The 2,946-nt window shown below is 55.3% G+C and carries 4 protein-coding genes; all 4 read right to left on the reverse strand.

Translation table 11 applies throughout. The features are described from left to right. Nucleotides 1–99 precede the first annotated feature (99 nt). The 4 genes from BJP06_RS00020 to BJP06_RS00040 all read right to left on the reverse strand — a co-directional run bounded on the left by BJP06_RS00020 (nt 100) and on the right by BJP06_RS00040 (nt 2,883). Nucleotides 100–936, reverse strand: a complete 837-nt coding sequence (locus tag BJP06_RS00020; RefSeq protein ID WP_000480968.1) for an aminoglycoside O-phosphotransferase APH(6)-Id — start codon at nt 934–936, stop codon at nt 100–102. Continuing rightward, nucleotides 936–1,739: an aminoglycoside O-phosphotransferase APH(3'')-Ib gene (gene aph(3'')-Ib / locus BJP06_RS00025; protein WP_001082319.1), complete on the reverse strand. Its 804-nt coding sequence runs from the start codon at nt 1,737–1,739 to the stop codon at nt 936–938. The genes BJP06_RS00020 and aph(3'')-Ib overlap by 1 nt, the downstream gene beginning before the upstream one ends. Before the next feature lie 65 nt (nt 1,740–1,804). Further along, complete coding sequence (locus tag BJP06_RS00030; protein WP_012360778.1) at nt 1,805–2,173, reverse strand: recombinase family protein; 369 nt, start codon at nt 2,171–2,173, stop codon at nt 1,805–1,807. A gap of 5 nt (nt 2,174–2,178) precedes the next feature. Further along, nucleotides 2,179–2,883, reverse strand: coding sequence for an IS6-like element IS26 family transposase (locus tag BJP06_RS00040; RefSeq protein WP_001067855.1), 705 nt, complete (start codon nt 2,881–2,883; stop codon nt 2,179–2,181). Between the last annotated feature and the right edge of the window lie 63 nt (nt 2,884–2,946).

The raw sequence follows: 2,946 nt of genomic DNA on the forward strand, positions 1-2,946 counted from the left end.
TTTGCGGGAGAGGGCGAAATCCTACGCTAAGGCTTTGGCCAACGATATTCTCCGGTAAGATTGATGTGTTCCCAGGGGATAGGAGAAGTCGCTTGATATCTAGTATGACGTCTGTCGCACCTGCTTGATCGCGGCCGCGATAGCTAGATCGCGTTGCTCCTCTTCTCCATCCGCGTTCCAAGCTGCGGAAAGGCACCCATAAGCGTACGCCTGGTCGAGCAGGCGACGCGGATCGACGTCCAGCGCACGAGAGAATGCGTCCGCCATCTGTGCAATGCGTCTAGGATCGAGACAAAGGTCGTCTCTGTCAGCCGGATCGTAGAACATATTGGCGGCGCCAAAGCCCACTTCACCGACCAGACCGACGGGATCTATCACCAGCCAGCCGCGACTGGAGAACATGATGTTTTCATGATGCAGATCGCCATGTAGCCCACGCAGTTCCGAGGCATTGCTCATCATTTGATCGGCTATAATCGCCGCGTGGACGTAGTCAGTTTGACAACCTGCGTTTTGATCATCGCGCGCCCGCTGAAACAAAGCTGCAAAGCGATCCCGGATCGGGAGAAGGGCAGAAGGCAGGGGTTCCTCAGATGCGGCATACAGCTTCGCCATTAGTTCCGCTGCAATTTCGGTCGCCTGGTAGTCGCCGTGCTCGGCAACGATGTGAGAGAGCATTCGCTCCCCGGCATATTCGAGCAACATCAGATTGTTCTCACGACCGAGCAACCGGACTGCTCCCCTCCCATTGCGCCATACCAGATAGTCGGCCCCGCGCAGTTCATCAGCAATGTCTTCTATAGGTTTCAATCCCTTGACGATTGCAGGAGTCCCGTCTGGCAATGAAACTTTCCAAACGAGGCTGGAAAAGGTGTCCGCAATGAGAACAGGTTGCGAAACGTGCCAATGAGCAGGAAAAACAGGCGGCATGAACATCAACCCCAAGTCAGAGGGTCCAATCGCAGATAGAAGGCAAGGCGTTCGCGGTCGGGGGCTTCGATCCCCAATACATTGAATAGGACAGCGAAGGCGCGCTCTGCTTCATCTGGCGCTGCCCAGTTCTCTTCGGCGTTAGCAATCATGAGTGCCAAATCGGCATAGCGATCTGCTGTTCCGAGCCGCCCAAGGTCGATCAGACCCGTGCATTGAAGAGTTTTAGGGTCCACCATGAAGTTCGGCATGCAGGGATCACCATGGCAAACAACCATATCGGTGCGCTCTTGGTCGAGCCGCACCGGTAGCTCTCGTTCGACACGAGCCAAAAGATCGAGCTGCGGCGTACTCTTGTCCTCGTCCGGTAAGAAGTCGGGATTGACGGCATTGCGGGACACCACATCAACGGCGCGTCCGAACATTCGCGACAGCCTGCGCTCAAACGGACATTGATCAACCGATAGGCTGTGAACAGCGCCAAGTTGCTGCCCCATTGACGGCCACGCTTTGAGCAAATCCGCTCCAGACAGATCAGCCGCCGGTACTCCCGGAATTGCCGTTATCACCAAGCATGCACCCTCCTGTTCCTCCTGCCAGTTGATCACCTCGGGGCAAGCCACACCTCGACCTTTGAGCCAAATGAGGCGGTCACGCTCTCCAGCGAGCTCACCGCGGCGGGAAGCAGGTGCGATTTTCGCGAAGGCATGCCCGTCACCACGTCGAAAAACAAAATCACCAGATTCTCCGCCTCTGACAGGCAACCAGTCAGAATGCGATTCACCAAAAAAAATATTAGTTCGATTCAATGGAGGTTCCTTCAGTTTTCTGATGAAGCGCGGAGGTGGCTCAACCTGCGAAAAGAAACGAGTTGCTACGTAAGTCCGAGAACATGCTTTCCATGGTCTCTGAGCTCGCCTTTGGGACCGACATATCGGTAGAGAGTGACGCGCTCGATGCCGAGTTCCTTGCAGAGATCGGAAACTGAAGTATCGCGCTGGGCCATGGCGGCTTGCGCGAGACGCACCTGAGCTTTGGTGAGCGCGAATTTTCGTCCGCCCTTGCGACCGCGCGCTCTCGCGGAGGCGAGACCCGCCATGGTGCGCTCTCGGATCAGATCCCGCTCGAACTCGGCCAAGGTGGCGAAGATTCCGAACACCATGCGACCGGACGCAGTCGTGGTGTCGATCTGAGCGGGCACTGTTGCAAAGTTAGCGATGAGGCAGCCTTTTGTCTTATTCAAAGGCCTTACATTTCAAAAACTCTGCTTACCAGGCGCATTTCGCCCAGGGGATCACCATAATAAAATGCTGAGGCCTGGCCTTTGCGTAGTGCACGCATCACCTCAATACCTTTGATGGTGGCGTAAGCCGTCTTCATGGATTTAAATCCCAGCGTGGCGCCGATTATCCGTTTCAGTTTGCCATGATCGCATTCAATCACGTTGTTCCGGTACTTAATCTGTCGGTGTTCAACGTCAGACGGGCACCGGCCTTCGCGTTTGAGCAGAGCAAGCGCGCGACCATAGGCGGGCGCTTTATCCGTGTTGATGAATCGTGGGATCTGCCACTTCTTCACGTTGTTGAGGATTTTACCCAGAAACCGGTATGCAGCTTTGCTGTTACGACGGGAGGAGAGATAAAAATCGACAGTGCGGCCCCGGCTGTCGACGGCCCGGTACAGATACGCCCAGCGGCCATTGACCTTCACGTAGGTTTCATCCATGTGCCACGGGCAAAGATCGGAAGGGTTACGCCAGTACCAGCGCAGCCGTTTTTCCATTTCAGGCGCATAACGCTGAACCCAGCGGTAAATCGTGGAGTGATCGACATTCACTCCGCGTTCAGCCAGCATCTCCTGCAGCTCACGGTAACTGATGCCGTATTTGCAGTACCAGCGTACGGCCCACAGAATGATGTCACGCTGAAAATGCCGGCCTTTGAATGGGTTCATGTGCAGCTCCATCAGCAAAAGGGGATGATAAGTTTATCACCACCGACTATTTGCAACAGTGCC

Source organism: Corynebacterium sp. NML120713 (assembly GCF_001875735.1).
GTDB lineage: Bacteria > Actinomycetota > Actinomycetes > Mycobacteriales > Mycobacteriaceae > Corynebacterium > Corynebacterium pseudogenitalium.

Bases quoted from the DNA above. Each gene is read 5' to 3' on its own strand.
- BJP06_RS00020 (WP_000480968.1), bottom strand. From the start codon at position 936: ATGTTCATGCCGCCTGTTTTTCCTGCTCATTGGCACGTTTCGCAACCT.
- BJP06_RS00040 (WP_001067855.1), bottom strand. From the start codon at position 2,883: ATGAACCCATTCAAAGGCCGGCATTTTCAGCGTGACATCATTCTGTGG.